The 26,745-nt window shown below is 67.9% G+C and carries 27 protein-coding genes, 3 tRNA genes and 1 pseudogene; 23 read left to right on the forward strand and 8 right to left on the reverse strand.

Annotation, left to right across the window (positions count from 1 at the left end; translation table 11 throughout):
• Positions 1–23: 23 nt before the first annotated feature.
• The 3 genes from ET475_RS18405 to ET475_RS08340 all read right to left on the reverse strand — a co-directional run bounded on the left by ET475_RS18405 (position 24) and on the right by ET475_RS08340 (position 840).
• The gene (locus tag ET475_RS18405; protein WP_207205444.1) at positions 24–374 is read right to left on the reverse strand and encodes a DUF1016 N-terminal domain-containing protein; all 351 of its coding nucleotides are present in this window, start codon (positions 372–374) and stop codon (positions 24–26) included.
• On the reverse strand, positions 266–490 hold the full coding sequence (locus tag ET475_RS17965) for a DUF1016 N-terminal domain-containing protein (protein ID WP_207205445.1): 225 nt from the start codon (positions 488–490) through the stop codon (positions 266–268). The genes ET475_RS18405 and ET475_RS17965 overlap by 109 nt, the downstream gene beginning before the upstream one ends.
• 95 nt (positions 491–585) lie before the next feature.
• Positions 586–840 (reverse strand): DUF2283 domain-containing protein, encoded by a 255-nt coding sequence (locus ET475_RS08340; protein ID WP_165310840.1) that lies wholly within the window; start codon positions 838–840, stop codon positions 586–588.
• A gap of 291 nt (positions 841–1,131) precedes the next feature.
• Between ET475_RS08340 and ET475_RS08345 the strand changes: the two genes are divergently transcribed.
• The 4 genes from ET475_RS08345 to ET475_RS08360 all read left to right on the forward strand — a co-directional run bounded on the left by ET475_RS08345 (position 1,132) and on the right by ET475_RS08360 (position 3,256).
• Complete coding sequence (locus ET475_RS08345) at positions 1,132–1,377, forward strand: hypothetical protein (protein ID WP_129388500.1); 246 nt, start codon at positions 1,132–1,134, stop codon at positions 1,375–1,377.
• A 585-nt stretch (positions 1,378–1,962) separates the two neighbouring features.
• A complete protein-coding gene (locus tag ET475_RS08350; RefSeq protein WP_129388505.1) occupies positions 1,963–2,196 on the forward strand; it encodes a hypothetical protein in 234 nt (77 codons plus the stop codon).
• A 203-nt stretch (positions 2,197–2,399) separates the two neighbouring features.
• A complete protein-coding gene (locus ET475_RS08355; RefSeq protein ID WP_129388508.1) occupies positions 2,400–2,675 on the forward strand; it encodes a type II toxin-antitoxin system TacA family antitoxin in 276 nt (91 codons plus the stop codon).
• On the forward strand, positions 2,672–3,256 hold the full coding sequence (locus ET475_RS08360) for a GNAT family N-acetyltransferase (RefSeq protein ID WP_129388511.1): 585 nt from the start codon (positions 2,672–2,674) through the stop codon (positions 3,254–3,256). The genes ET475_RS08355 and ET475_RS08360 overlap by 4 nt, the downstream gene beginning before the upstream one ends.
• A 676-nt stretch (positions 3,257–3,932) precedes the next feature.
• On the opposite strand, the pseudogene ET475_RS08365 reads toward ET475_RS08360, so the two are convergent.
• Positions 3,933–4,834 (reverse strand): annotated as a pseudogene (locus tag ET475_RS08365) (IS982 family transposase).
• A 159-nt stretch (positions 4,835–4,993) separates the two neighbouring features.
• Between ET475_RS08365 and ET475_RS08370 the strand changes: the two are divergent.
• From ET475_RS08370 to ET475_RS08380, 3 genes are all read left to right on the forward strand, one after another.
• A complete protein-coding gene (locus tag ET475_RS08370; RefSeq protein ID WP_129388515.1) occupies positions 4,994–5,365 on the forward strand; it encodes a hypothetical protein in 372 nt (123 codons plus the stop codon).
• Positions 5,362–6,177 (forward strand): hypothetical protein, encoded by an 816-nt coding sequence (locus ET475_RS08375; RefSeq protein ID WP_129388518.1) that lies wholly within the window; start codon positions 5,362–5,364, stop codon positions 6,175–6,177. The genes ET475_RS08370 and ET475_RS08375 overlap by 4 nt, the downstream gene beginning before the upstream one ends.
• Before the next feature lie 339 nt (positions 6,178–6,516).
• Complete coding sequence (locus ET475_RS08380; protein ID WP_129388521.1) at positions 6,517–6,891, forward strand: hypothetical protein; 375 nt, start codon at positions 6,517–6,519, stop codon at positions 6,889–6,891.
• A gap of 140 nt (positions 6,892–7,031) precedes the next feature.
• On the opposite strand, the gene ET475_RS08385 is transcribed toward ET475_RS08380, so the two are convergent.
• The 3 genes from ET475_RS08385 to ET475_RS08395 all read right to left on the reverse strand — a co-directional run bounded on the left by ET475_RS08385 (position 7,032) and on the right by ET475_RS08395 (position 7,348).
• Positions 7,032–7,104 (reverse strand) — tRNA-Phe (locus ET475_RS08385).
• A 71-nt stretch (positions 7,105–7,175) separates the two neighbouring features.
• Positions 7,176–7,249: transfer RNA gene (locus ET475_RS08390), tRNA-Asp, on the reverse strand.
• A gap of 26 nt (positions 7,250–7,275) precedes the next feature.
• Positions 7,276–7,348 (reverse strand) — tRNA-Glu (locus ET475_RS08395).
• Positions 7,349–7,617: 269 nt separating this feature from the next.
• Here ET475_RS08395 and ET475_RS08400 point away from each other — a divergent pair.
• Entirely contained in the window at positions 7,618–9,012 is a 1,395-nt protein-coding gene (locus tag ET475_RS08400; protein WP_242497814.1) for a M23 family metallopeptidase, read from the forward strand.
• Positions 9,013–9,070: 58 nt separating this feature from the next.
• Here the strand turns inward: ET475_RS08400 and ET475_RS08405 are convergent, their stop codons facing one another.
• A complete protein-coding gene (locus ET475_RS08405; RefSeq protein ID WP_129388527.1) occupies positions 9,071–9,553 on the reverse strand; it encodes an inorganic diphosphatase in 483 nt (160 codons plus the stop codon).
• An 849-nt stretch (positions 9,554–10,402) separates the two neighbouring features.
• On the opposite strand from ET475_RS08405, the gene tilS reads away from it, so the two are divergent.
• The 15 genes from tilS to ET475_RS08480 all read left to right on the forward strand — a co-directional run bounded on the left by tilS (position 10,403) and on the right by ET475_RS08480 (position 26,244).
• Complete coding sequence (gene tilS / locus ET475_RS08410) at positions 10,403–11,398, forward strand: tRNA lysidine(34) synthetase TilS (protein ID WP_129388530.1); 996 nt, start codon at positions 10,403–10,405, stop codon at positions 11,396–11,398.
• Positions 11,399–11,566: 168 nt separating this feature from the next.
• Entirely contained in the window at positions 11,567–12,118 is a 552-nt protein-coding gene (hpt, locus tag ET475_RS08415; RefSeq protein WP_129388533.1) for a hypoxanthine phosphoribosyltransferase, read from the forward strand.
• A 299-nt stretch (positions 12,119–12,417) separates the two neighbouring features.
• Positions 12,418–14,415, forward strand: a complete 1,998-nt coding sequence (gene ftsH / locus ET475_RS08420; RefSeq protein WP_129388536.1) for an ATP-dependent zinc metalloprotease FtsH — start codon at positions 12,418–12,420, stop codon at positions 14,413–14,415.
• 8 nt (positions 14,416–14,423) lie between these two features.
• Positions 14,424–15,014: a GTP cyclohydrolase I gene (gene folE / locus ET475_RS08425; protein ID WP_129388539.1), complete on the forward strand. Its 591-nt coding sequence runs from the start codon at positions 14,424–14,426 to the stop codon at positions 15,012–15,014.
• On the forward strand, positions 15,011–15,817 hold the full coding sequence (gene folP, locus ET475_RS08430) for a dihydropteroate synthase (RefSeq protein WP_129388542.1): 807 nt from the start codon (positions 15,011–15,013) through the stop codon (positions 15,815–15,817). Before folE ends, folP begins: the two co-directional genes overlap by 4 nt.
• Positions 15,814–16,185: a dihydroneopterin aldolase gene (gene folB / locus ET475_RS08435; protein ID WP_129388545.1), complete on the forward strand. Its 372-nt coding sequence runs from the start codon at positions 15,814–15,816 to the stop codon at positions 16,183–16,185. Before folP ends, folB begins: the two co-directional genes overlap by 4 nt.
• A complete protein-coding gene (folK, locus tag ET475_RS08440; protein WP_129388548.1) occupies positions 16,182–16,694 on the forward strand; it encodes a 2-amino-4-hydroxy-6-hydroxymethyldihydropteridine diphosphokinase in 513 nt (170 codons plus the stop codon). Before folB ends, folK begins: the two co-directional genes overlap by 4 nt.
• Entirely contained in the window at positions 16,691–17,212 is a 522-nt protein-coding gene (locus ET475_RS08445; protein ID WP_129388551.1) for a DUF3180 domain-containing protein, read from the forward strand. The genes folK and ET475_RS08445 overlap by 4 nt, the downstream gene beginning before the upstream one ends.
• The gene (locus ET475_RS08450) at positions 17,130–17,783 is read left to right on the forward strand and encodes a PH domain-containing protein (RefSeq protein WP_129388554.1); all 654 of its coding nucleotides are present in this window, start codon (positions 17,130–17,132) and stop codon (positions 17,781–17,783) included. The genes ET475_RS08445 and ET475_RS08450 overlap by 83 nt, the downstream gene beginning before the upstream one ends.
• Positions 17,780–19,906 carry a PH domain-containing protein gene (locus tag ET475_RS08455; RefSeq protein ID WP_242497815.1) on the forward strand — a complete coding sequence of 709 codons (2,127 nt, stop codon included), beginning with the start codon at positions 17,780–17,782 and terminating at the stop codon, positions 19,904–19,906. Before ET475_RS08450 ends, ET475_RS08455 begins: the two co-directional genes overlap by 4 nt.
• On the forward strand, positions 19,903–20,595 hold the full coding sequence (locus ET475_RS08460; protein WP_129388558.1) for a DUF2520 domain-containing protein: 693 nt from the start codon (positions 19,903–19,905) through the stop codon (positions 20,593–20,595). Before ET475_RS08455 ends, ET475_RS08460 begins: the two co-directional genes overlap by 4 nt.
• Positions 20,596–21,165: 570 nt before the next feature.
• Positions 21,166–22,683, forward strand: coding sequence for a lysine--tRNA ligase (gene lysS, locus ET475_RS08465; RefSeq protein ID WP_129388562.1), 1,518 nt, complete (start codon positions 21,166–21,168; stop codon positions 22,681–22,683).
• Positions 22,684–22,734: 51 nt separating this feature from the next.
• Complete coding sequence (locus tag ET475_RS08470) at positions 22,735–22,923, forward strand: hypothetical protein (RefSeq protein ID WP_129388565.1); 189 nt, start codon at positions 22,735–22,737, stop codon at positions 22,921–22,923.
• A gap of 97 nt (positions 22,924–23,020) precedes the next feature.
• Positions 23,021–24,478: a cardiolipin synthase gene (gene cls / locus ET475_RS08475; protein ID WP_129388568.1), complete on the forward strand. Its 1,458-nt coding sequence runs from the start codon at positions 23,021–23,023 to the stop codon at positions 24,476–24,478.
• 737 nt (positions 24,479–25,215) lie between these two features.
• Positions 25,216–26,244: an endonuclease domain-containing protein gene (locus ET475_RS08480; RefSeq protein ID WP_129388571.1), complete on the forward strand. Its 1,029-nt coding sequence runs from the start codon at positions 25,216–25,218 to the stop codon at positions 26,242–26,244.
• Positions 26,245–26,745: the final 501 nt, after the last annotated feature.

Here is a 26,745-nt window from a genome sequence, read left to right on the forward strand (position 1 = left end):
CTGCCAACGTTCGTACGGCTTGACTACCGCCGCGGACGTAAGGTTCCGTTCGCGTGGCGTAAGTCGTGGAACCGCCTGCTCCAGCCGTGGAAGGCAGACTTCGCTGCGTACCAGTCGCGCCGCTGCTGGTCGTCGAGCTTCGTGATGAGGTCGATGACCTGGCCCCACGGCACTTGGTCAACGGGTCGTTGACCAAGTGGATTAGGCTCAGACCACGTTGCGGCGAATCGTCGCATGTACTTCAGGTTCGTCAGGGAGAAGCCCTTCATCGAGGGGAACTCGGTTCGCAGATCGGCAGCCAACCTGGTGAGAATCTTGTCGCCCCACGCGGCCTGCTCTTGAGAGTGCGGATTGTCTGCCCGATGTTCCACCACAGTCGTAGCAGCTCGGTGTTGGCCGCGCGCTGCACCCGTAGGCGCGCGGCGTGCACCTGCCGCTTCAGCTCCTCAAGAGTGGCCGCGTAGTCGTCAGGAATCAGCTCGGTCGCCATACCCCCACCGTATGGGTGAGGGCTGACATTACCGGTGCCGGTACACCCTCGCGATAGCGCTCTCGCCACGCGATGAGTCCGTCGTCCGACGACGACTACGACTCCTGGTCGAGCCTCTCGGTACTCGCCAGGAACGACGCGTCAATGACACTGCTCGCATCGAGGACCTCGACACCGAGGCGGATGTCGTCGAGATCGAAGTCCAGCACCTTCATCGATCCCGTCGGGCTCTCCGCCACGACGTTCCGCACCGAGCGTCCTGGCTCGATGTCGGGGACGAGGTAGATGTAGGCAGCATCTGCTTGGCGTCGAACGTGGTGCGCATGTGGGGAAGCGTACGGATAGCTCACTTCGACAAGATCGCGGGGGTCCCCGCGGCGTAGTCGGCACTCGGTGGGATGTTCGGTGCGAAGGGAGGGGCAATGTTGCAGGAGATCACCTCGTCGCCGTCGAAGCTGGAAGGCGCGGGGGTCGAACGGCGCGACGACTCAGGAAATAACCGTCATCTCGAATGGTCTCGGGGCCCAAGTGGCGATCAGGCGCGTGCACCACGGTGAGGTGGCTCTGCGCCTCGGTAAAGTGGAACTCGAAGCACTGGCCGCATGAATCGATGAGATCATCCCGCGCTAAACTGGCCGGTTATGAAAAATCAGGGCGACGAGAGCATTGAGATCGACGGGGTGATCTACGAGGTGGCCTTTAGTAGCGAGCTCGATGATGCCCAGCGTGCCGATCTGGGGTTGCCGGCGCGGGGAACGATGTGCGCGTGTTCACGGTGCGCATGCGAGAACGAAGCGGATGCCGGACGCATCGAGCATCCGATCTGCGGATGCTGTCTCGCTGACTGCCCTGACGTGCATCCGCCTGCCGATCTCAACGCAGAATGAGCCGCGACCGGCCTCAGGCCGGCGCAAACGCCCCTGGCGAGTTCGTTTCGTCTCGCTCCGCTCGCTCAACGACCGCGGGATCCGAGCCGTGTGCGCCAGCGAGAAAATCACCCCTCACCAGGGCAAAGCAAAACCCCCGCCATGTAGAAGCTAGGCGAGGGTTTCTGGGACCATTGTAATGATGGTCCGTGTGGCTCCGACGGGCGTCGATCCCGTGACCTCACGATTTTCAGTTAGTTTCGATGGCCTCATTGGTACTCGTTGATTCTCATTGGTCGCGTGATCCCGCGCGTCGAGTGCTCATTGGCCCTCGTTAGTCATCATCGTTTCGGTGGGGGTCCCCGCACATTCCCGGCACAGATCGGGGAATAGGCCTTCGGGCCAGCGGAACCTCGGTCGCGCACGCCACTCCGCTCATGCCCGCACCGATCCGTCGCTGGCGCGGCGGTTCGTTAAGGGTGCCGCCGCCGGTCACAAAGGCGGGCGGGCTTTACGGGCACCTATCCAACGCCGTGGGCGCTGAACGGTGAAGACAGGGGAGCCGCGCGTTCGAGGACCGGCTTGCGGTCGTGGCCCGACTTTGGAATGGACCACTACGACGACGAGCGCTTCGCCGATATCACCGCCACTCTCGATGACGTGGAGTCGTTGATCACTGGCCCGGTTCTCGGGAACGCCGCCCACTGGATCCAAAGCAGCTTTGACGTTCGATTCTTCGAGGATGATGTGCGCAGCTACCGGCTCCCACGGACGGAGTACATGGAGTACTACCGGCGCGTGTCCGAGGAGTGGGAGCGCGCGGTGAACTTCGAGTACTGATACTCCTGCTCCGCAGGTTGGCGGCAGTGGGCCGCGCCTCTCCGCGCGCTGTCCGCCCGATGGTCGCGTCGAGATTCTCGGCGACGTTCGCACGCGCCGCCGGCGCGGACCCGATTGTGCGGCGCACTTCCGCATCGACGCTGTGCAGTCAGCTACGGACCTCTCTCTAGAAACGTACGGAAAATTGCCGTACAGTGACTGGTATGTCTACCGCAACTAAGGACAGCAGGCTCGAGCTGCGGCTCTCAAGTTCACAGAAGCGGGAGATTGAGCAGGCCGCGAGCATCGAAGGGCGCACTGTTACGGAGTTCTCAGTACCCCTACTCGTCGCGGAAGCGACCGATGTGATTCGGCGGCAGCGAGAACTTCGCATGTCAGACGACGCATGGGAAGCCTTCAACGAAGTACTGGACCAGCCCGCGCAGTCACTTGCAGGACTAAAGGAACTCTTCCGCAAGCCGTCGGTGTTTGAGGATTGACCCGGCTCTCAACGCCGCGGGCACCCCTCGGCACGGACCCGGTGCGGGAATTCCAGTCGTCCGAAGAGTCACTGAACGCTTGGCTGCGTGACCGCGCGCTCAGCAACGAACGTGCGGGAAACTCCCGAACATTCGTTTCGATCGACCTCGATACGGGTCTCGTCGCCGGCTACTACTGCATGTGTGCGAGCGCGCTCGTGCACGAGGACGCGAACGCGGTACTCAAGAAGAACTCGCCCAACCCGATCCCGGTCATTCTGATAGGGCGGCTCGCGGTGGACACGCAGTACGAAGGCCTCGGCCTCGGCCGATCGCTCCTGCAAGACGCCCTCAGCAAGGCTGTCACCGCTGCGCGGATCGTCGGCTCGCGTGCGCTAATCGTCCATGCACTCAACGAGTCGGCGGCGAGATTTTACGAGAAATACGGCTTCAAGATGGTGCCACACGGCGGACGCGTCATGTACATGCTCATGGCGGACATCGAGAAGTCGATAGGCGAACCGTCACAGGATGAGAGGCCGTCGGAACAACTCCGCGGCGGCGTCCTCGACCGTCAGCCGACGAATCTGTCCGATAGCTGAAAGCCAATCGCGCGCCTATCGTCCGCCCGCAACGCCCCGCTCACGCGCAGTGCCCGTTTGAGGATCGTCGGCCCGATGCGATCGTTTGCTGGCCAGTCGACGAGCACGGTAAGAGTGGTGGGCCGGGTGTCGACGACCGTGCTCGCGCTATCGCCATCGGTATGTGCGGCGGTGCCTCGAACGATTCGCGTCTTCGAGCGCTGCGAGCCAGACTTCCGCGTGTCGTCTCCGGTCCGAGTGGTCCGACACGAGGCGCGCGATGTGGTTGAGCATTACGGTGAATAGGACGAAGAAGAGAAATACGGCGATCAGGGCCCATGGGCTGAGCGCGGTGAGCGCGGCGAAGACGAGTGCGAGCATGGCCACTCATACCGCCATGAAGGACCACGCCGACGTCATGTCACCCGTCGTCGCCCATCGGAGTCCGTTCACGACTGCGAGATAGTCCTCAGGGCGTGAGCGCCGCGCAGCGGCGAGGACGGCCACCGCTCGCTGGGTAGGCAGCTTCGAGATGTCTGGCCACAGATCTACGGGCGCATCGTCGTGAGGGCGTGCCCACTCCGGGATTCCGTGGCCCGCCGCCTTCACCTTCGCCATGTCGTCGCGATCCTCACCCTCGTCATACCTGCATCAAAGCGCGCGCCCGGGTCCTCTAGATGAGTGAGTCCGATTGTCTTTAGTGGTCGTAGGCGATGAGGGATCTCTTTGAGGGTGCGCCTGTGAGCCAGTTGTGCCAGATGCCGGCGGCGAGGGCGAGTAGGCGGGCCGCGACGCGGGAGTAGACGCCGGCGACGGTTCGGCCGCCGTGTTCTTCGAGTGTGAGCTGGCCCTTCAATGTGTCGAACACGGACTCGACCCATTGCCGGATGCCGCCGAGTTTCCCGAAACGTTTGTGCTCGTCCTTACGGTCTGGACGGATCAGGTGAGCGCCCAGCTCCTCGGTGACGAACGTCTCAAACTGGCGGCCGGCGAAGCCCTTGTCGCCGACGATCACCTGCCCGGGTGCGATCAGGTGCCGATCGTGACGCAGCAGCTGCTCGGTGACTTCTCGCTCTCCGATCTTCGGGTTGGCCAGCCCCCAGATGATCGGCATCCCTCTGGCGTGCAGATCAGGTAGAGCCGGAATCCCCAGAAGAACCGGGAGTGGGAGGCGCAGTACCCGTAGCCGGCATGCCCGGCCAGATCGGAGCGTTTCACTGTCTCCCGGGACTTGCCGCAAGGGACCGGTGTGGAATCGACAAGCCGGGTCACCTCACCGAAGGTAGGGGTATCGCGGGCCAGCTCGGTGATCACAGCGGAGAGCAGTCCGGTCGCCTGACGGACGCGTTTGCCCCACCCGGACTGGGCGGGCAGGTTCGGGAACATGCCCCGCAGGTGTGCGCGGGCGTAACGGATCCACTTCCTGTCGGACGCGATGCCCAGCAGGTGCTGCGCGACCAGTAGACACAGCAACTCGACATCGTTGAGCGCGGGCTTACGACCCGGCCGGTGGTCCCTGGTGAACCCGAGCGCCGGGAGAATCCGGTCATCGAGGTGCACGTAGAGTGTGACAAGGAGGGTGTTGAGCTCGGTTTTCACACATTGGGGTTAACACCCTCCGCCCCTCGTTAACAGCGCCCACGCCGATCAACGACGATCAGCCAATCGGACTCACTCATCTAGGGTGAGGTCAATGGTGCGGCGTGTCTGGCAATGGGTGAGCCGGCCTCTGGGGAGCAAGCTGATTTGGGGAGTGCAATGACGCAAGTTGTCAAGAAGTCGGCTACGGCAGGGTGGTACCCAACCGACACGCGCGACGGATTCCGTCAATGGTGGGACGGCCGGCGCTGGCATCAGACGTTCTGGCCAGCGCGGGAAGGATTGCAGCCGCTGTCCTACGCTCCCGAGCTTCCACGGGTGGACATCTCGTCCCCCTCCGGGCCGATTGTCGACATCGTGGGCGAGGCCTACCGGGAGGCCCAGATCGTCGCCGCGCTCGGATCTCGGCCTGGTCTTGACCAGGAGGTCATCGAAATGACGGTCGCCGAACTCGTCCCTGAACCCGACAATCCCCATGACCGAAACGCCGTTGCCGTTCGGATTGGAGGATTCACAGTCTCGGCTACGTGAGCGCGGAAGTCGCGGGAGTAGTCCAGCCGTTCATCGCCGGCATCGTGCGGCGCGGCCTGGTCCCTGTCGTTGCGACTCGGATCTGGGCTGTGACGAGGAACACAAGGCGTGGCCCCGAACTCAAGTGCGCCATACGAATCGCGCTCCCCGCACCGACCGAAATCTTCCCCGACAACCACCCGCCGTCTGGTCCGTACACGATCGTTCCGCGCGGTCGGAGGATCCAGGTCACTGGAGAGGACCAGCACCTTGACTACTTGACCGCGTATCTGTCGCCGCGCAGTGTGGCGGAGTTGCTCTTCACGCTTGAGCGCCGTGACGTCGAGACCCGGAACGGGATCAAGAGTGTCGCTACCGTCGTTCTCGACGGCGAGGTTATCGGCGAACTGTCACCGACAACCTCAAAGAACGCTCTACCACTCATCGACGCCCAGCGCGCTCGCGGACTCCAGACGGCTGTGTGGGGTCAGCTCACCGGCTCTCGCGTGGCCGCAGAAATCACATTGTCGCTCCCTCGTGCAACCGACATCAGCGACGAGTGGCTCGACGGCGCTCCGAGCATCGTCCCTGTCCTTCCAAGAGAGGTCACTAGACAGCTGCCCAGCGCCTACGCAAAACCGGCAGTCGTGCCAGCCGCTCCGGCAGCCAACTCTGCAAAGGGGGTGTGGATCGTCGCCGCTATCATCGCCCTCATCCTCCTCGTCGTCCCGTACGTCGGCTGGATCCTGGCGATCGGCTGCCTGGTGGGCGCATTCTTCCTCGCCCGGATGATCAGATCCCGCCCACCGCGGACGGCCATCGGCGCCTGGTGACAAGAATCGACGCCTGGCTTCTCAACCTCCACGGCTGGGCATCCCGTACCTTCCGTCCGAACCGTCAACTGTCCTGGTCCGAGCCACGCCGGATAGCGCGCGCTCGCGGGCACGAAGCGGCCCCTCTCACGCACACTGCCCGTTTGGAGATCCCTCGCTGTCGCGCCCCGGCGTGGAGCCCTGATGTGGTGACACCGTGATGTCCGCTTAGCGAGACGCAGGGTCTTCTTCCCTCTGAGCGGGACGAGTGAGAATGGAGCGCGGTTCTACGGGCGCGCCTTGCCATCGTCGTCGCCGGTGTCCGCGGTCGGTGGGGGAGGACGCGGTTACGGTGGTCCGGTGACTTTCCGTGCCGGCGACCGCGTGTATGTCGACGAGTCGAAGGCCCTCGGCTACTACGTGGTGGCCACCGCGGCGGCGGTTGGCGATGTTCGAGACTCCGAGCGCGCGCTGCGGGGACTCCTGCTTCCCGGGCAACGGCGCCTGCACTTCAAGAGCGAGAACGACAGCCGCCGCAGGCAGATCCTCTCGCGCATGTGTGTACTCGAGGTGCGTGTCGGCGTGTGGGTCGTCAGGCAGCTGCCCGACAGGGAGGCGCGGCCGCTGTCCCTCGGTTCGCTCGTGGACGCGGCCGCGCGGTCCGGAGCTGGCCAGCAGGAGCTCCCGGCACACTCCCGGCACAGACGTCGAAACAGAGGTTCGAAAGCGCCCTGAATGCGGCTGGTTGGGACGTTTCGTCTCGCTGCGCTCGCTCAACGGCCGGGGCGAAATCAGGTCTCACCAGGGCAAAGCAAAACCCCCGCCATGTAGAAGCTAGGCGAGGGTTTCTGGGACCATTGTAATGATGGTCCTTGTGGCTCCGACGGGCGTCGATCCCGTGACCTCACGATTTTCAGTCGTGCGCTCTACCAACTGAGCTACAGAGCCATGCGGCATCCATTCAAACAGCTGCCGCCTCCTAGACGAAAGGCCCTTCGAAAAGGGCCCGTCGCTGAGAGCGACCCTGACGGGACTTGAACCCGCGACCTCCGCCGTGACAGGGCGGCACGCTAACCAGCTGCGCTACAGGGCCAGAACTATGAAATTGTATCGGAAGAGTGACCCCAACGGGATTCGAACCCGTGCTACCGCCGTGAAAGGGCGGCGTCCTAGGCCGCTAAACGATGGGGCCGGATGAATCCTCGCCCTCGCAGGCTTGGTCTCACGCTTGCCGACGCTCAAGCATAAGAGATTCCGAGCGGAATCGCCAATCGTCGACGAGATCGGATCGGGCGACCCGCGCGCCGGGTTCTTTCGCCAGAGCCCGCGCGGGCGCATCATGGGAACAACTGTCCTCGATAGCACGCCATTCTGTGAAGGGTGTTGCATCTGTGAAAGATGTTGCTACCGTGGGAGAACCTGTGCCGTGCATCCCGACGCGCGGTGCGAGAGGAGGCCGGGGTGATCGACGAGCGATCGACAGACCTCGAGGAATGCGACTGCGCACCCTCGGAGCGCGAACGCCGCACCCTGTGGCCGAACAATCCCGGCATGGTCACGCGGCGCAGCGCCCTGGCATTGGGTGTTCTCGGTGTCGCAGCGCTCGGTGTCGCCGCCGCTCCGCGCATTCCGGCCGCGTATGCCGCCGACTACCCCTCGTGGGACGACGTGCAGAAGGCGAAGAGCAACGAGTCGGCGAAGAAGGCTGAGATCAGCCGGATCGAAACGCTGATCCAGAACCTGAAGGTCGCGTCCGCGCAGGCGCAGGCCGCCGCCGAAAAGGCCGGCGACGAGTATTACGAGGCCCAGCAGGCCTATCTTGACGCAGCACGCCGCGCCGACGATTTGCAGAATCAAGCCGACAAGCAGGCGGCGACGGCGAAGGATGCCGCAGACAAGGCCGGCCGCGTCGCCGCGCAGTTGTATCGCAAGGGCGGCGACAGCGCGTCGCTCGAGCTCTTCCTCTCTGGATCGGCGGCCAACGCCGACGATCTGCTGGCCCGCCTGGGCACGATGGACAAGCTGCTCGATGCGAACCAAGCCGTCTACGCCGAGGCGGTCTCGGCCCGCGACTCGGCGCAGAGCCTCAGCGACCAGGCGAAAGAGCAGCGCGAAGAGCGTGACAAGCTGCAGAAGATCGCCGAGCAGAAGATGGTCGCGGCTCAGCAAGCAGCCGACGCCGCCGAAGCCGCCGTCGCGGCGCAGGACTCGCACCTCGACGACCTCGAGGCGCAGCTCTCGGCCCTGCATGACACGACGGCGAAGACCGTCGTCAAGTACCAGGAGGGCGTCGAAGCGCGCCGCAAGGCCGAAGAGGCGCGCAAGCGACGTGAAGCCGAAGAGCGGCGCAAGGCGGCCGCCGCCGCGGCGGCCGCGGCCAAGAAGAACCAGAGCAGTTCAAGCGGTGGCGGGTCAAGTGCGAGTGCGGGCGGTAGTTCGTCGGGCTGGTGCCGGCCCAACGGCGGCTGGCAGAGCTCGGGTTATGGTCCGCGCACGGTGCAGTGCGGCAACGGATACTGCGCGAGTGGCTTCCATGAGGGCGTCGACCTCGCCGACAGTTGCAGCAGCAACATCTACGCCGCGCACTCGGGCACCGTTGTCTATGCCGGATACAACGGCGGGTACGGCTACTACGTGAAGATCGACCACGGCGGCGGCATCGCCACCGGCTACGGCCACATTCGCCAGGGTGGCATCTTCGTCCGTTACGGCCAGCATGTGAGCATGGGTCAGGTCATCGCCAGCGAAGGCAACACCGGCAACTCGTTCGGCTGCCACTTGCACTTCGAGGTGTACGTGAACGGTGGCACCACGAACCCCATCCCGTTCATGGCCAAGCGCGGAATCTCGGTCTGACGAACACAGACGAAGAGGGGGTGGATGCCGCAGCATCCACCCCCTCTTGCATTCGGTGTCAGTGCTCGAAGCGCGCGGCGGCCTCGGCGACCAGGCGCTCGGCCTCGGCGGCGTCGCCCCACACATCGACCTTGACCCACTTGCCCTCTTCGAGATCCTTGTAGTGCTCGAAGAAGTGCGAGATCTCCTTCTTCGTGTGCTCGGGAATGTCGCCGACATCCTGGATGTGCGCCCAGCGCGGGTCCTTCGCGATCACCGCGACAACCTTGTCGTCGCCGCCGGCCTCATCGGTCATGTGTAGCACGCCGACCGGTCGAACACTCACATGCACACCCGGGAACAGCGTCTGGTCGAGCAGAAGGAGCACGTCGAGCGGGTCGCCGTCCTCACCCAAGGTGTGGTCGAAGAAGCCGTAGTCGGCCGGATAGCCGAACGAGGTGAACAGGATGCGGTCGAGATGGACGTTTCCGGTCTCGTGGTCGACCTCGTACTTCACGCGGCTGCCGCGCGGGATCTCGATGACGGCGTCGTACGCGCCCATGCTGTGCTCCTTCGATGACGGGAATTCCGCGGACCAGCCTAGTCGGGTGGGTGGCGTCGCGAGCACGGGTGCGTCGTCTTGGCTCGCGCTGCTCGATTCTGCGTTCGCGCGTGTGATTTGCATGCGCGGATGCGGATTGGGGTAGCGCGAGCGATCTGGTCGTGCGGATTCGGGGCGCGGACGCGGAGTGGGCGCGCGGATGCGGGATGGGTGCGCGGATGCGGGATGGGGGCGCGGATGCGGGATGGGGGCGCGGATGCGGAGTGGGGGCGCGGGCGCGGATGCGGAACGGGGGCGCGGGCGCAGAACGGGGTAGCGCGAGTTGAGCGCTCGGGTGTCGTCTTGGCTCGCGCTGCTCGATTCCGCGTTCGCGCTTGTGATTTGCATGCGCGAACGCGGATTGGGGTAGCGCGAGTGATCTGGCCGTGCAGAAGGGAGGCGCGGTCGTGGAATCGGTGCGCGGACGCGGGATGGGGGCGCGGATGCGGAATCGAGGCGCGGGCGCGGAATGGGCGCGCGGATGCAGGGCGGGGTAGCGCGGGCTGCGTGCTGGGGGCGTCGTCTTGGCTCGCGCTGCTCGATTCTGCGTTCGCGATTGTGATTTGCATGCGCGGACGCGGATTGGGATAGCGCGAGCGATCTGGCCGTGCGGAATGGGGGCGCGGATGCGGAATGGGGGCGCGGATGCGGAATCGGTGCGCGGATGCGGATTCGGGACGCGGGCGCGAAATCGGGACGCGGGCGCGAAATCGGGCAGCGGATGCAGAATCGGGTAGCGGACGCGGATTGAAGTAGCGCGAGCTTCCTCGCCGCGCGGAAGAGGGGCGCGCGCGGCGCTACGGTGAGACGGTGGAGCATCGCCCGAGCCTCGACCCCGCCGTCGCCCAGACCCGGCTCGCCGTGCGCACGGCGCTGGCTGATGTGCGTCCCGGCGCGGTCGTGGTCGCGCTCTCCGGAGGCGCCGACTCGCTCGCGCTCGCCGCGGCCACGGCGTTCGAGGCGCCCAAGCTCGGGATGACGCTGATCAGCGCGACTGTCGATCACGGTCTGCAGTCCGGCTCGGCCGAGGTCGCCGAAGCCGCCGCCCGTCAGGCGGAGGGCCTCGGCATGGACGCGCGCATCGAGCGCGTCGATGTCGGTTCGGCGGGCGGCCCCGAGGCCGCGGCGCGGACGGCGCGCTACGCCGCGCTGGCTCGCGTCGCGCGCGAGGTCGACGCCGCCGCGGTGCTCGTCGCGCACACGCTCGACGACCAGGCAGAGACGGTCCTGCTGGGTCTGGCCCGCGGATCGGGCGCCGCAAGCCTGCAGGGGATGGCTGCGGCATCCCTTCTTGAGGGGATGCCGCTGCTGCGGCCCTTCCTCGCTCTGGGGCGTGCCACGACCCGCGCCGCGTGCGCCGCGCAGGGGCTCGAGCCGTGGGACGATCCCCAGAACGCCGACCCTTCTTATGCGCGCGTGCGCGTGCGCGAGCGGGTGCTGCCGGTGCTCGAAGCCGAACTCGGGCCGGGCATCGCCGAAGCGCTGGCGCGCACCGCCGAGCAGGCGCGGGAGGATGCCGCGGCCTTCGCCGACATGGTCGACGAGACGATCGAAGACATTGTGGAGCACGCCGAGGCGGGCATCTCGGTTTCGGTGCCGGCGCTGGCGGCCAATCCCGCCGCGCTGCGGCATCGGATCATCCGCCATGTGGTGGCCAGCGAATTCGGGCAGAGCCTGAGCCGCGCGCAGACGCTCGAGGTCGCTCGGCTGGTCACCGATTGGGCAGGGCAGGGACCGATCGACCTGCCCGGATGCGCGGCACGACGCGTCGGCGCGCGGATTGTATTCACCGCCGCGGGGGAGTGACCGAGCGGCCCCGAGCTGGAGTGGGCGAATGGGTCGTTTCGACTCGCTGCGCTCGCTCAACGACCGGTGCGGAGCTCGCGCAGGGGCGGGTACTCGCTCAGCGACCGCCGACGCGCCCGCCGCACGCTTTCCCTGCGACGGCCGGCGATCGCCCCGTACACTCGACGTATGCGGGCGACGGACATCTCCGATCAGATCACGACCATCCTCGTCACCGAGGAGCAGATTCAGGAGAAGCTCCGCGAGATCGCTGCGCAAGTGGCATCCGACTACGAGGGCAAAGATCTGCTGCTGGTCGGCGTGCTGAAAGGCGCCGTGATGGTGATGGCCGATTTCGCCCGGGCGCTGCCCTACAACGTGCCGATGGACTGGATGGCCGTCTCTTCGTACGGCAGCGGCACCAAGTCGAGCGGCGTCGTGCAGATTCGCAAAGACCTCGATACCGACATCCACGATCGGCATGTGCTCATCGTCGAGGACATCATCGACTCGGGCCTGACGCTGAGCTGGCTGCTGGAGAACTTCGCCTCGCGCGGCGCCGCCTCGGTCGAGGTTTTCGCCCTGCTGCGCAAGCCCGACGCCGCCAAGGTGCAGGTGGACAGCAAGTACATCGGGTTCGACATCCCGAATGAGTTCGTGATCGGGTATGGCCTCGACTACGACGAGCGGTACCGCAACGTGCGGGATGTCGCGGTGCTGGCGCCGCACGTGTACAGCTGAGGCGTTTCGACTCGCGGCTGCGCCGCTCGCTCAACGACCGGGGGTGGATGCCGCAGCGCGGCGCGCCGACCGGGGGCGGGATGCCGCAGCGCTCGCTCAACGACCGGGGGTGGATGCCGCAGCGCGGCGCGACGACCGGGGGCGGGATGCCGCAGCGCGGCGCGACGACCGGGGGTGGGATGCCGCCTGTACGCCATGGGCGAATGCACAGACCAGGCTTGGTGGTGCGCGATACCCTGAAACGAAAGTCCGCGAGAGGGCGGACGGCGACGAAAGGGCTCGGGGGCCGCCCCCGCACCATGGACTTCAAGAAGATCACCCGCAACCCGCTGCTGTATGTCCTGCTGATCGGGGTTCTGCTGATCGTGGGGTTCTCGCTCATCTCCAGTCTGAGCGGAGCCAAGCAGATCACGACACAGCAGGGGTTGACCCTGCTCAAGGGCGGCACCGTCACGAAGATCGTCAACACCGACGGCGATCAGCGCGTCGACATGCAGCTGTCGACGGCATACGAGGGCGCCACCGACGTGCAGTTCTACTACGTCGAGGCCCGTGCCGACCAGGTCGTGCAGGCGATCGATGCGGCATCGCCCAAGGACGGCTTCAACGACGCCGTGCCGAAGGCGAGCTGGTTCGACGGCTTCCTGACGCTCCTGGTGCCGATCCTGCTGATGGGTGTGCTGTTCTGGATTCTGCTGGCCTCGGCCAACGGCGGCGGCGGCAAAGTCATGCAGTTCGGCAAATCGCGGGCCAAACTCGTCTCGAAAGAGTCGCCGACGGTCACCTTCGGCGATGTGGCCGGTGCCGACGAGGCCATCGAAGAGCTGCAGGAGATCAAAGACTTCCTGAAGGACCCGGCCAAGTTCCAGGCCGTGGGCGCCCGCATCCCCAAGGGCGTGCTGCTGTACGGCCCTCCCGGAACGGGCAAGACGCTGCTGGCCCGGGCGGTCGCCGGCGAAGCGGGCGTGCCTTTCTACTCCATCTCGGGTTCGGACTTCGTGGAGATGTTCGTGGGCGTGGGCGCCAGCCGCGTGCGCGACCTTTTCAACCAGGCCAAGGAGAACGCGCCGTCGATCATCTTCATCGACGAGATCGACGCCGTCGGCCGACACCGCGGCGCCGGCATGGGTGGCGGGCACGATGAGCGCGAGCAGACGCTGAACCAGATGCTCGTCGAAATGGACGGCTTCGACCCCAAGGTGAACGTCATCGTCATCGCGGCCACCAACCGTCCCGACATCCTCGACCCGGCGCTGCTGCGCCCGGGCCGCTTCGACCGGCAGATCGGCGTGGACGCCCCCGACATGGCCGGGCGCCTGAAGATTCTGCAGGTGCACGGCCGCGGCAAGCCGCTGGCCGACGGCGTCGACCTCGAGGTCGTCGCCCGCAAGACCCCGGGCTTCACCGGTGCCGACCTGGCCAACGTGCTCAACGAGGCGGCGCTGCTGACGGCGCGTTCGAACGCGCAGCTGATCGACAACCGCGCGCTCGACGAGGCCATCGACCGCGTCATCGCCGGTCCGCAGCGACGCACCCGCGTCATGAAGGACAAGGAGAAGCTCATCACCGCCTACCACGAGGGCGGCCACGCCCTCACCGCCGCGGCGCTGAACCACTCCGACCCGGTCACGAAGATCACGATCCTGCCCCGTGGCAAGGCCCTGGGCTACACCATGGTGATGCCGCTGGAAGACAAGTACTCCATCACCCGCAACGAGCTGCAGGACCAGCTCGCGTGGGCCATGGGTGGCCGCGTCGCCGAAGAGATCGTGTTCCACGACCCGACCAGCGGGGCTGCCAACGACATCGAGAAGGCCACCGACATCGCCCGCAAGATGGTCACCGAGTACGGCATGACCTCGGCCATCGGCCCGGTCAAGCTGGGTCAGTCGTCGGGTGAGGTGTTCATGGGTCGTGACATGGGTCACGGGCGCGACTTCTCCGACTCGATCGCCGAGACCGTCGACGAGCAGGTGCGGGTGCTTCTCGAACAGGCGCACAACGAGGCCTACGAGGTGCTCAACGCGAACCGAGAGGTGCTCGACAAGCTGGCCCTCGCGCTGCTTGAGAAAGAGACCCTCGACCACACCGAGATCGCCGAGATCTTCAGCGACGTGACGAAGCTGCCCGAGCGCCCGCAGTGGCTCTCCAGCGACGATCGTCCGGTGTCGGCACTGCCGCCCATCGAGGTTCCGCGGCGCAGCGAGGTCGGAGTGGCCGCCGCGGTGGAGCCCGAGTCCACCGAGAAATCGCACCGCCGCCGCCCGAGCCTGCCTCCGCGTCCCGCGACGGCGTAAGGGCGGCCATGGCCGTAGACCGTGACCGCGTCGGCGTGCTCGTGCGCGAGCTTCTCGTCGCGATCGGCGAAGACCCCGACCGGCCCGGCCTGCGGCAGACTCCGCAGCGCGTCGCCGACGCGTACGCCGACTTCTTCGACGGCGTGGGGAGGGATGCCGCAGCTCCGCTGTCGCGCACGATCTCGGTGTCGCAGGGACCAGCGCCCGACACCGTGCCCTCCGGCGCGGTGATGCTGCGCGACATCCGCTTCCGGTCGATGTGCGAGCATCACCTGCTGCCATTCGCCGGGCGGGCGCACATCGCGTACCTGCCCGGCGAGCAGGTCGTCGGTCTGGGTGCGCTGCCCAAGGTCGTCGACATCCTCGCCGCGCGCCCGCAGGTGCAGGAGCGCCTCGGCGAGCAGATCGCCGACACTATCGCCGGCGCGCTCGACTGCCGCGGTGTGGTCGTGGTGCTCGAAGCGGTGCACCAATGCGTGACGATGCGTGGGGGCAAGCAGCTGGATGCCTCGACCGTGACGATCGCCGCGCGCGGGGAGTTCGCCGACCCGGTCGCGCGCGCCGAGATCATGGCGCTGATCGGAAGGGACGGCGTATGACCGTGATCATGGGTGCCGTCAACGTCACCCCCGATTCGTTCAGCGACGGCGGTCGCTACCTGCAGACCGATGCCGCGGTCGCGCACGGACTGCAGCTGCGCGCCGACGGGGCCGACATCCTCGACATCGGCGGCGAGTCCACCCGACCCGGCGCCGCGCGTATCGACCCCGCCGAAGAGCAGCGCCGGGTGCTGCCGGTGATCCGCGAGCTGGCAGCGGCGGGCGCGGTCATCAGCGTCGACACCATGCACGCCTCGACCGCGGCCGCATCGGTCGAGGCCGGCGCGCGCATCATCAACGACGTCGCGGGAGGGCTGGCCGACCCCGACATGCTGCGGGTCGCCGCCGACCTCGACGTCGACCTGGTGATCAGCCACTGGCGGGGTCACTCCGACGACATGTACGCGCAGGCGCGATATGACGATGTCGCCCGCGACGTGACGACCGAACTCGTCGACCGGCTCGAGGCCGCCGCTCAGGCCGGGATTCCGCCGGCACGCATCATCCTCGATCCCGGCATCGGGTTCGCCAAGCGCGGCATCCAGAACTGGCAGATGCTGCACGGACTCCCCACGCTCGTCGGGCTCGGCCCACGGGTGCTCATCGGCACCAGCCGCAAGAGATTCCTCGCCGACCTGCTCGAAGAAGGCGGCGCGGGCGAGGCGAGCGAGGCGCGCCGTGACCTGGCCACCGCGGTGGCCAGCGTGCTGGGCGCGCAGGCGGGCGTCTGGGGAGTGCGCGTGCACGACGTGGCCGCCACCCGCGACGCCCTGCGGGTGTGGCAGGCCTGGAGCAACCGATGACGGACGAACTCGACGAGATCACCCTGCACGGACTGCGCGCGTTCGGCTATCACGGCGTCTTTCCGCACGAGCGGCGTGAGGGGCAGATCTTCGTGGTCGATGTCACGCTGCGCTGCGACACCCGCGCGGCTGCGGCATCCGATGACCTCGCCGACACCGTGCACTACGGCGATGTCGCGACCGCGGTCACGCAGCTGGTGACCGGCGACCCGGTCGACCTGATCGAAACCCTCGCCGCGCGCATCGCTGACGCGCTGCTCGGCTTCGCCGGCGTGCACGAGGCCGTCGTCACGGTGCACAAGCCCGACGCGCCCATCACGGTGCCGTTCGACGATGTGACGCTCACGATTCGACGGAGGCGCGGATGAACCGGCGCCTTGCGCAGGGCTTCACACCCACGCCGGTCGGCGTGCCCGTGGTGGTGGCGCTGGGGGCGAACCTGGGCGATCTGCACGCGACCCTGCAGGCGGCCGTCGACGAGCTGCGGGCGCTGCCGCTGACCGATCAGGTGCGGGTGGCTGAGCCGATCACCTCGGTGGCGATCAAGCCCGAAGGGCCGGATGCCGCAGCCCCGCAGTACCTCAACACGGTCGCCACGCTCACCACGCGCTTGGCCCCGAGCGTGCTGCTGCGCGCGCTGCACGAGATCGAGAACCGGCACGGCCGTGTGCGCACCGAGCGTTGGGGAGACCGCACGCTCGACCTCGACATCATCGCCTACGGCGAGGTGCGCAGCGACGACCCCGCGCTGACCCTGCCGCATCCGCGAGCGGCCGAGCGCTCGTTCGTGCTCGACCCGTGGTTGACACTCGACCCCGATGCCGAGCTGCCCGGGCGCGGCCGGGTCGACGCGCTACGCGAGGGGCTGGCGCGATGAAGCGCACGGGTCCCGCTTCGCTGATCGTCGCCGCCGTGCTCGGCGGCGGTGCCGGCTACCTGTTCGATCAGCTGCGTACCTCGGCCGGCCGGCCCACCTTCACCCCGCAACTGTCGCTGCCGGTGCTGCTGCTGGTGCTGGGGGCGATCGTCATTCTGCTCGCCGTGCCCATCTACCGCGCCAGTCACGGACACACGTCCACGCCGCTGAACCCCTTCCACGCGGTGCGCATAGCGATGCTCGCCAAGGCCTCGAGCCTGGTGGGCGCCGCGTTCGGCGGCGTGGCGGTCGGGCTCATCCTGTTTCTTCTGACGCGTCCGGCCGAGCCCTCGGTAGGCTCGTTGAGTGCACTGATCGGCACGGCGGTCAGCGCGGTGCTGCTGCTGGTGGCAGGCCTCGTGGCCGAGCACCTGTGCACGATCCGGAAGGACGACGATGACAAGCACACCGGAGCTGGGGCCCCAGGAGCCGACGACTCCCGCCCCGACGACGCCGGCGGACACTACGCCTCGCACTGACGAGTCGAGGGATGCCGCGGCCGCGGCATCCGGCCCCGACGACGTCCTGGACCGCGACGCGTTCGCGCAGGTGCTCGAGCCGCGCAGCGACAAGCGCCTTCCGCTCGGCGACGGCACCTGGCATCAGCTGGCCCGCGCCTATGTGTGGGTGCGGCTCATCTCGCAGACGGCGCTGTTCGTCGTCGTGCTGGCGGCCGCGGGCATCATCTCGGCGCTCAGCGGCCAGTTCTGGCTGTGGATCCCCGCCGGGATCATCGCGTTCATCGCCGCGGTGACCGCCGCCATCACCCCACGCCAGGCGCGCTCGTTCGGGTACCAGCTGCGTCGCGACGACCTGGTGTTCCGCCGCGGCATCCTCTGGCAGCGCCTGGTCGCGGTGCCCTACGGGCGCATGCAGCTGGTCGATGTCACGCACGGCCCGCTCGACCGGGCGTTCGGCATCGCGCAGCTCAAGCTCGTCACGGCCGCGGCATCCACCGGCGTCTCCATTCCCGGCCTCACGCAAGAGGCCGCCGAGCGGCTGCGCGACACGCTGGTCGCCGTCGCCGAAACCCGCAGGACCGGACTGTGACCAACCCCACTCCCACGCCCGCACCCCCGCCGGCGGTGCCGCTGCCCGGGGCGCGTTCGCCGCTGAGCGACGGGCAATGGCATCGGATGCATCCGCTCACCCCGCTGTTCCGCGGCGGACTGGTGCTCGTCATCGTCGCGGGCATCGTCATCTCGAACCTGCGCGAGCGGATCGTCGACTTCTTCCTGCGGCAGGCGGTGCCCACCGGCCCCGACTTCGAGGGCGACGAGTCGGGGGATCCGGTCGATTTCATCCTGTCGCACAACCTCGTGCTGATCGCGCTGCTGGCCGTGCTCGTCGTGGTCGTCGTGCTGGTGGGCATCTTCTACCTTGCCTGGCGGTTCCATACCTTCCGCATCACCGGTGACGACGTCGAGGTGCGCCAGGGTGTGCTCTTCCGCAGCCACCGGCGGTCGCCGCTCGACCGTGTGCAGGGCGTCAACCTCACCCGGCCGATGCTGGCTCGCCTGTGCGGCATGGCCAAGCTCGAGGTCGTCGGCGCCGGATCCGACGCGAACGTCAAGCTCGAATATCTGTCGACCTCCAACGCCGAGGCGGTGCGCGCCGACATCTTGCGCCTCGCGTCGGGCCGGCGGCTGGCCGACGCTCAGGCACGCGATGCTGCGCATGGCTCGCGCGTGCAGGCCGCGGCATCCGTGGTCACCGATGCCCTCACCGGACTCGTGCTCGGTGCCGAGCAACCCGTTGCCGAGCCGGCGTCAGTGGTCGAGATCCCGGTCGTGCGCATCATCCTGTCGCGCGTGTTCAGCGGCCGGCTGATCACCCTCATCGTGCTCGTGATCGCCGCGATCGTCGGCGCGATCGTGGGCACGCCCTGGATCCTGTTCACGATCGTGCCGATGTTCCTGGGGTTCGCGGCGGTGTTCTTCCGTTCAATCACCAAGTCGCTGAGGTACGCGATCGCCCCGACGCCCGACGGCGTGCGCATCACATACGGGTTGTTCACCACGGTCACCGAAACGCTGCCGCCCGGACGTATCCACGCCATCGAGGTGCGTCAGCCGCTGATCTGGCGTCCGTTCGGGTGGTGGGCGGTGCGCGTGAACCGCATGACCGGAAAGAGCGCGAGCTCGAACGACGCCGACCAGTTCGCCGAGGTGCTGCCGGTCGGCGACCGGCACGACGTCGAGCGCGTGCTGCGCCTGCTGATGCCCGGCATGCCCGAGCAGCAGTGGCCGCTCGTATTCGAGCACGGCATTCTCGGCCCGCGGCACGACGACCCGTACACCAACACGCCGCGCCGCGCGTGGGTGCTGCGCCCGTTCTCGTGGCGGCGCAACGGGTTCGATCTGACGCCGGCCGCGCTGTTCCTGCGCCGCGGAGTGATCTGGCGCAGCCTCGGCGTCTTTCCGCTCGCGCGGCTGCAGAGCGTGGGGCTGCACCAGGGCCCGCTTTCGCGCGCGTTGGGGGTGGCCTCGATGCACGCGCACACCATCGCCGGGCGGGTGTCGGGGGAACTCGCCGGATTGGACCGGGATGCCGCGGTGCAGCTGTTCGCCGACGCCGAAGCCGCCGCGGTCGCCGCCGGGCTGACCGATCGCAGCCACCGGTGGGGTGCGGATGATCGGCTCGAGGCGGTGGATGCCCCGTTCGAGGTGGTGGATGTCGCCGTTGAGGCGGGTGGGGCCCCGTTCGAGGTAGTGGATGTCGCGTCACCGGCGGGTGCGGCCGAGGTGGATGCCGCCTCCCGTGGAGCTGGCGCGGCGGCACCGGTCGAGACTTGGTCTAGCGCGCGAGACTTAGCGCAACGCGGCGAGTCTCGCGCGGTGGAGTATGTTTCGCCGGGGGGCGCAGGTGACGGGGCGGATGCTGGTGCGCCTACCGCGCCCGCGGCGGACGACCTGAATGGCGGCACGCACACGCTCGGCGCGCGTGGTCCTGGCGACGTGGGCGACGGGGCACCGGTCGAGACTTGGTCTAGCGCGCGAGACTTAGCGCAACGCGGCGAGTCTCGCGCGGTAGAGCGTGTTTCGGCGGGGGACGCAGGCGAGGGCGACGCAGCCGCCCCGCAGGCCGCGCCCGAAGCTGCCGCGCCCGAACCCGCCGCGCGCGCGGCACCCGACGCACCGGCATCCATCGACGAAGAGGGACGGACGCAATGACCCGCGATGGACGCCTGGGCGTCGGCGTTATCGGCGCCGGACGGGTCGGGCCCGTGATCGGCGCGGCGCTGGCCGGCGCCGGCCACGCCGTCGTGGGCATCTCGCATGGTTCCGACGACGACCGCGTCGAGTCCGTGCTTCCTGACGTGCCGTTCCTCGACACACCCGAGGTCGTGCGCCGCGCCGAGCTGGTCGTGCTCGCCGTGCCGCACGACGAGCTGCCGGGCCTCGTGCAGGGAATGGCCGAGCTCGGGGCGTGGCAGATCGGACAACTCGTCGTGCACACCGACCCGGGGTACGGCCTCGACGTGCTGGCACCGGCGGCCGGCCGGGGGGCGATCCCACTGGCGATCCACCCCGCGATCACTTTCACCGGCACCTCGATGGACCTGCGCCGGCTCGCCGACGCGTTCGCCGCGGTCACCGCGCCCGCCGCCGTGCTGCCGATCGCACAGGCGCTCGCCGTCGAGCTTGGCTGCGAGCCCGTCGTCATCGCCGACGCCGACCGCCCGGCGTACGCCGAGGCCATCGCGACGGCGACCGAGTTCTCGCGTTCGATCGTGCGACAGGCATCCGATCTTCTCGCCTCAGCGGGGGTGGAGAACCCCCGAGCGTTCCTGTCGGTGATCGTCCACTCGACCGTTGATGACGCGCTTGCCGACCCGGGCGACCCCGAGTTGCACGCGTAGCGCGCGCCGGGCGTTTTCATCCCGGATCACGAGCCCCTAGCGGATGTTGGGTCGTCGCATATGGCCCCTTTTCGCGCGTGGCGGGGGCCATATGCGACGACTCAACGGTCGAGCGTCTCGTTCGGTCGTCACGTGTGGCCCCTTGATCGGCGCGGAAGGGGCCATATGCGACGACTCAACCGACGGCACGCACGGTTCTGGCGCGGCGCCACGACCCCGGCGTCCCGCCAGGCGGGGGATGCCGCAGTCGCCCCGCCCCACCCGCGGCGCCCCGCCCCACCCGCGGCGCCCCGCCCCATCCGCGGCGCCCCGCCCCATCCGCAGCGCCCCGCCCCATCCGCAGCGCCCCGCCCCATCCGCAGCGCCCCGCCCCACCCGCGGCGCCCCGCCCCACCCGCAGCACCCGCTCCCGCAGCGCCCCGCGCCGCACTCGCCCCCGCAGCGCCCCGCCGCGCCGCACTCGCCCGCCACACCCACCAGACGGGGGATGCCGCGGCATCCACCCCGCGCGCAGGGCGCAGTGAGGCCGCCCCGATAGACTGGGCCGCGACTTTCCGAGGAGCCCGCCGCATGACCGACACCCCTGCCCCCACGCTCGACACGAGCGAAGACGACGTCGTCGAGCAGAAGGCCGTGCGCATGGCCAAGCGCGAGCGGCTGATCGCTGAGCGGGGGGATGCCGCAGGCGGCGCGTATCCGGTCACGGTGCCGGTGACCGACACGATCCCCGCTCTGCGCGAGCGGTTCGGAGATCTCGAGGCCGGCGCCGAAACCGACGTCACCGCCGCGGTTGCCGGACGCGTGGTGTTCAGCCGCAACACGGGCAAGCTGTGCTTCGCGGCACTGCAGTCGGGTGACGGCAGTCGCATCCAGGCGATGGTTTCGCTCGCCTCGGTCGGCGACGAGTCGCTGCAGCGCTGGAAGGAACTCGTCGACCTCGGCGATCACGTGTATGTGCGCGGACAGGTCATCTCGAGCCGCCGCGGCGAACTGTCGATCATGGTCGATGACTGGGCCATAGCATCCAAGGCGCTGCTGCCGCTGCCGAACCTCTACTCCGAGCTTTCCGAAGAGAGCCGCGTGCGCTCGCGCTACCTCGATCTGATCGTGCGCGACCAGGCCCGACAGACCGTGCGCGCCCGCGCGAAAGTCAACGCGAGTCTGCGCCAGACCTTCACGGCGCACGACTTCATCGAGGTCGAGACGCCGATGCTGCAGATTCAGCACGGCGGGGCGGCGGCGCGTCCGTTCGTGACGCACTCGAACGCCTTCGACGCCGAGTTGTACCTGCGCATCGCCCCAGAGCTGTACCTGAAGCGCGCCGCCGTCGGCGGCATCGACCGCGTGTTCGAGATCAACCGCAACTTCCGCAACGAGGGCGCCGACTCCACGCACAGCCCCGAGTTCGCAATGCTCGAGGCCTACCAGGCCTACAGCGACTACAACGGCATCGCCGACCTCACGCAAGAGCTCGTGCAGAACGCCGCGGTCGCCGTCGCCGGGTCGACCACCGTCACCTGGGCCGACGGCACCGAATACGACCTGGGCGGGCAGTGGGACCGCATCTCGATGTACGGCTCGCTGTCGGCGGCAGCGGGGGTCGATATCACCCCGCAGAGCTCGCTGGCCGACCTCGAGGCGCTCGCCGCCGCGAACGGGGTCGACGAACCGTCGCATCCCACCCACGGCAAGTGGGTCGAAGAGCTGTGGGAGCACTTCGTCAAGCCGGGCCTTTCCCGCCCCACGTTCGTGATGGACTTCCCCGTCGACACCAGCCCGCTCGTGCGCGATCACCGCTCCATCGCGGGCGTGGTCGAGAAGTGGGACCTCTATGTGCGCGGCTTCGAGCTGGCCACCGGATACTCCGAGCTCGTCGACCCGGTCATCCAGCGCGAGCGGTTCGTCGCGCAGGCGAAGCTGGCCGCCGCCGGCGACGACGAGGCCATGCGCATCGACGAGGAGTTCCTGCGCGCCATGGAGCACGGCATGCCTCCGATGGGCGGCATGGGCATGGGCATCGACCGGCTGCTGATGGCGATCACCGGGCTGGGCATCCGCGAGACGATCCTGTTCCCGCTCGTCAAGTAGCGACGAAGGGATGCCGCCGCCCGGCACAGGGGCCACGGGTACGATAGAGGCATGGACAACTTCTGGGTCGCCGCGGTGTGGTCGCTGATCCCCACCGTCGTCGTGCTCGGACTGCTGATCTTCATCCTGCGCTCGGTTGTGCACATGGACCGCAACGAGCGACGCACCTATGCGAAGGTCCAGGCTGAGGAGCGCGCGAAGCGCGGGCTCCCGCCGACGCCTCCCGCAGCCTCGCACTGAGGCATCCCCCTCCCTCTGCGCGCTCTGCCCGCCCGCCGCGCCAATCGGCGGGCGCTTTTTGGATACGCTGAGTGCCGAGAAGATCGGGGGAGGCGGGATGGCGCTGATCGTCGAGTGGTGGCCGATCGTCGTTCTCGTCTTCGACATCATCATCCGCATCGCGGCGATCATCATCGTGCCGCGCAATCGCCGGCCCACCGCCGCGATGGCGTGGCTGCTGGCGATCTATTTCATTCCCGTCATCGGCGTTCTGCTCTTCTTGCTCATCGGCACGCCGCGGCTGCCCCGCAAGCGGCGCCGCAAGCAAGACGCCATCAACGACTTCATCCGCGATGCCAGCTCGCAGCTCGACCTGGGTTCGCTGCGCCCGCACGCGCCCGCCTGGTTCACCTCGCTCGTGACGATGAACCACACGCTGGGCGCCATGCCGCTGTCGGGCGACAACGAGGCCCACCTGATCTCGGACTATCAGCGCAGCCTGGATGCCATGGCCGAGGCGATCCGCGGGGCGAAGAAGTTCGTGCACGTCGAGTTCTACATTCTGCAGACGGATGCCGCGACCGACGGGTTCTTCGCGGCGCTCGAAGAAGCCCGCAGCCGCGGCATCCCGGTGCGCGTGCTGCTGGACCACTGGGCGAACCTGCGCAAACCCCACTATCGCAAGACCCTCAAGCGGCTGACCCGGATGGGCGCGCGCTGGCGGCTCATGCTGCCGGTGCAGCCGCTGCGGGGCACGTATCAGCGGCCCGATCTGCGCAACCACCGCAAGCTTCTCGTCGTCGACGGCGAGGTCGCGTTCATGGGCTCGCAGAACATCACCGACTCGACGTACAACCTGCGCAAGAACATCCGCCGCGGGCTGCACTGGGTCGACCTGATGGTGAAGCTGCAGGGGCCGATCGTCGGATCGGTGAACGCCGTGTTCCTCTCGGACTGGTACAGCGAGACCGACGAGGCGCTGCAGACCGAAGACGAGATGTTCGCGATAACTCCCAGCGAGGGCGACCTGGACTGCCAGATAGTGCCGAGCGGGCCGGGCTTCAGGTTCGAGAACAATCTGCGGCTGTTCCTCGGGCTGATGTATGCCGCGCAGCGCAAGCTCATCATCGTCAGCCCATACTTCGTGCCCGACGAGGCGCTGCTGCTGGCGGTGACCACCGCGTGCCACCGCGGACTGCAGGTCGAGTTGTTCGTGTCGGAGATCGGCGACCAGGCTCTCGTGTATCACGCGCAGCGCAGCTACTACGAGGCGCTGCTGCGCGCGGGCGTGCGCATCTGGCTGTACCGCGCGCCGTACATTCTGCACTCCAAGTCGATGACGATCGACGACGAGGTTGCGATCATCGGGTCGAGCAACATGGACATGCGCTCGTTCGGTCTGAACCTGGAGATCTCGATGCTCGTGCGCGGCGAGGAGTTCGTCACCGAGATGCGCCAGGTCGAACAGCAGTACCGCGAGCTCTCGCGCGAGATCACGCTCGAGGAGTGGTTGCAGCAGCCGCTGCGCTCGACGGTGCTCGACAATATCGCGCGGCTGACTTCGGCGCTGCAGTAGGGGGTGCGCTGCGGGTGCGCGTGCGCTGTGTTGCGGGCGCGCTGTGGGTGCGGGTGCGGGTGCGCTGTGGGTGCGTTGCGTTGCGGGTGCGTTGTGTTGCGCCATCGCCGCGCTGCGGCATCCCTGCAGTCCTTCAGTCGTCGCATATGCACCCCTCTACGCGGGCGGAGGGGCCATATGCGACGACTGAAAGAATCGGCATCCGGTTGAGTCGTCACGTGTGGCCCCTGTTCGGGCGTGGGAGGGGTCATATGCGACGACTGAGCGAATCGGCATCTGCTTGAGTCGTCACGTATGGCCCCCATTTGGGCGTGGGAGGGGCCATATGCGACGACTGAGCGAATCGGCATCCGGTTGAGTCGTCACGTGTGGCCCCTGTTCGGGCGTGGGAGGGGCCATATGCGACGACTGAGCGAATCGGCATCCGGTTGAGTCGTCACATGTGGCCCCCGTTCGGGCGTGGGAGGGGTCATATGCGACGACTGAGCGAATCGACATCTGCTTGAGTCGTCACGTGTGGCCCCTGTTCGGGCGTGGGAGGGGTCATATGCGACGACTGAAAGAATCGGCATCCGCTTGAGTCGTCACGGATGGCCCCCATTTCGGCCCTGGAGGGGCCATATGCGACGACTGAGTCTGAGCTCATTCGCTCGCCGCGTCGCGCGGCGCGACGAAGGGATGCCGCAGCCTGTGGATAACTTTCGCGGGCGACATCGCGATCATGCCAGCGTGGATGTATGCCAGCGCGCGACCTGCCGTCCGGCCTCGGACCTGCCTTCGACGTCGCCGCCGCGCGCCGAGCCGGGGTAAGCCGTAAGAGACTGCGTGCTCGCGACCTCGAGCGGCCCTTCCACGGCGTGCGTTCGGTCTCGGGTGCGTCTTTGATCGCCGATGCCGCTGAAGACGCGAAGCGCGCGTATCCGCGCAGCACCGAGATTGCACGCATCCATGAGCGCGCGGCGCAGTACGCGCCGATCATGTCTGAGAACAGTTTCTACATCGGCGTGACGGCGATCATGCTGTGGGGTGGCCCGCTGTCGCAGGACCTCTTTCGCGCGGTGGGTGACCAGTCGCCCGTGTTCGACCCCGACGTGCTCGAGGTCGCCGTGCATCACCCGCGGCGCGCTCCCCGGGGTCGTGGCATCCACGGTCGCGCAGTGCGACCGCATCTGGTGTCGATGGTGACGCACCCCGTTTCGGGGCTGCGCTTGGCGAGTCCCTCATCCGCTTGGGCGACAGTGGGATCGGTGCTGCCACATCCGTACGATCTCGTCGCCATCGCCGACAGCTTCGTGCGCATCGCGCGGCCGCCACACGGCCGGCCGTGGGCCGCGGTGCCGACGCCGCTCGCGACGCAGAAGCAGCTCACCGCCGCAGTGCTCGCCGGCCGGCGAGCAGGCAAGCCGCAGCTGTTGGCCGCGCTGCCGCGGGTACGCACGGGGTCGGCCTCACGCACCGAGACCTGGACCCGCCTCACTCTCATCGACGGCGGACTGCCCGAGCCAGTGCTCGACCATGACGTGTTCGACGATCTCGGTGCCTTCCTCGCCTGCGTTGACATGGCCTACCCGCAGTGGAAGATCGCGATCGAATACGAGGGAACCCACCACAACGATGACGGCCAATGGCAGAGCGACATCGATCGCTATGCGCGGCTTGAAGCAGCCGGTTGGCTGGTGATCCGCGTCACGCGCGCGATGCTGTTCGCCAGCCCGCACAAGCTCGTGGCGCGGGTGCGCGACGCCATCGGCCGCCGGGCACGGTGAAGCGCGGGTCGCGGCGGCTTCGGGATGCCGCGCCCGGCGCGGGCTGCGGCGGCTTCTGGATGCCGCGCCCGGCGTGGGTGCGTCAGCTTCGGAAGGCCGCCCCCGGCGTGGGTGCGTCAGCTTCGGGATGCCGTCCCTGGCGCTGAGCGCGGCGGTTTCTGGATGCCGCGCCCGGCGCGGGCTGCGGCGGTTTCGGGATGCCGCGCCCGGCGCGGGCTGCGGCGGTTTCGGGATGCCGCGCCCGGCGCGGGCTGCGGCGGTTTCTGGATGCCGCGCCCGGCGCGGGCTGCGGCATCCATGCGGTCCGGTCCTTCAGTCGTCGCATATGGCCCCTTCTACCGCGAGCAGGGGGCAATATGCGACGACTGAATGGCGCGTGGCGACCGCGCACAGCGCGCTTCGCGGTCGTGGCGCCCACCCTCGGTGGCGGCATCCTCCCTCGGTGCGCGGCACGTCGGTCGCGGCATCCACCCTCGGTGCGCGGCACGTCGGTTGCGGCAT

Source organism: Microbacterium protaetiae, assembly GCF_004135285.1.
GTDB classification, from domain to species: Bacteria; Actinomycetota; Actinomycetes; order Actinomycetales; family Microbacteriaceae; genus Microbacterium; species Microbacterium protaetiae.